Raw genomic sequence first — 1,108 nt, forward strand, 5'->3', positions numbered from 1 at the left:
CTTTCTACTTATCAATAACATGAATCAGCTGTTTTTTTCTAGCTTATTACCAATTACCTTAATGTACATGACAATATCAATCTACGGGGATCTGTTGACCTCGCGCGCCACCAAAAATCTCTCAACTGTATCTACAGTTGCTTGCGTTTGTTGATCAATTTCAATGTTCACTGTTGCTTTGATCAGCTTTTGACCCAACGTCGTGCGGGCAATAGTTTCCGGAATTAAATGGAGACAAAATATATGATCTGCTACTTCTCCTACTGTCAAACTAATGCCATCTACACCAATATAATTTTTATATAAAATATATTTTTTTAGTTGATGATTAGCTAATCTACACCAAATTTTACGGGTGTTCTCCGATGCGGTAATTTTTATCAACTCGGCGGTACCGATAATATGTCCGGACATAAAGTGGCCACCTATTTCAGCATTAATACGAGCAGCACGCTCAATATTGATCTTATCACCTACCTGTAATGCGCCTAAATTAGTCTGTTTTAGAGTTTCTTTTATGAGATCAAAACTTACTAAGTTCCCGTCAATATGAGTTACTGTTAAGCAGCAACCATTGTGAGCTACCGATGCGCCGTTAGTTAATCCTTGTAACAAATGATCTGGCAATTTTATTTGATGAGTACGAAAATGATTGGTTTCAGTTATAGCGATAATGGGCGCTATAGTCTGAATAATACCTGTAAACATACATTAATAATACCTATTCAAAACTTAATGTTATATAGTAACGAAAAAAATCGGTTGAATAAATTTATGACTTCAGGAAGTATATGATATTTTCTTGCTCTTTCGAAGAACAATGTGTAAAAACACTATTGTCGCTTATTTTATAAGTAAGCAGGTTAAGATTATTCTGTAACGTACAAACAATACCATGCGTCCGTAGCTCAGTTGGTGAGAGCACTATCTTGACATGGTGGGGGTCGGTGGTTCAAGTCCACTCGGACGCACCAAATGCTTAACTAATTTTTAGTTTCAGTTTAAGTATCGCTTATACTCACTTTGCTAGTCGTATGACTAATACTAAAATAATTCAATTTTACTCTCTCTTCTATCCTCCCTCTGATTTTTAAAGTAGGTGGTAAGG

General features: G+C 35.7%; 1 protein-coding gene and 1 tRNA gene. One reads left to right on the forward strand and one right to left on the reverse strand.

The window, feature by feature from the left end; translation table 11 throughout:
* Positions 1-81: 81 nt before the first annotated feature.
* Positions 82-708 carry a riboflavin synthase subunit alpha gene (locus CEX73_RS01310; protein WP_101626812.1) on the reverse strand — a complete coding sequence of 209 codons (627 nt, stop codon included), beginning with the start codon at positions 706-708 and terminating at the stop codon, positions 82-84.
* A 189-nt stretch (positions 709-897) separates the two neighbouring features.
* Here CEX73_RS01310 and CEX73_RS01315 point away from each other — a divergent pair.
* Positions 898-974: transfer RNA gene (locus CEX73_RS01315), tRNA-Val, on the forward strand.
* The last annotated feature ends 134 nt before the right edge of the window (positions 975-1,108 follow it).

Origin of the sequence: Candidatus Palibaumannia cicadellinicola (genome assembly GCF_002855795.1) — a bacterium.
Lineage (GTDB): Bacteria > Pseudomonadota > Gammaproteobacteria > Enterobacterales > Enterobacteriaceae > Baumannia > Baumannia cicadellinicola_C.

Coding starts and splice junctions, on each gene's coding strand:
- CEX73_RS01310 (WP_101626812.1), bottom strand. CDS start 708: ATGTTTACAGGTATTATTCAGACTATAGCGCCCATTATCGCTATAACT.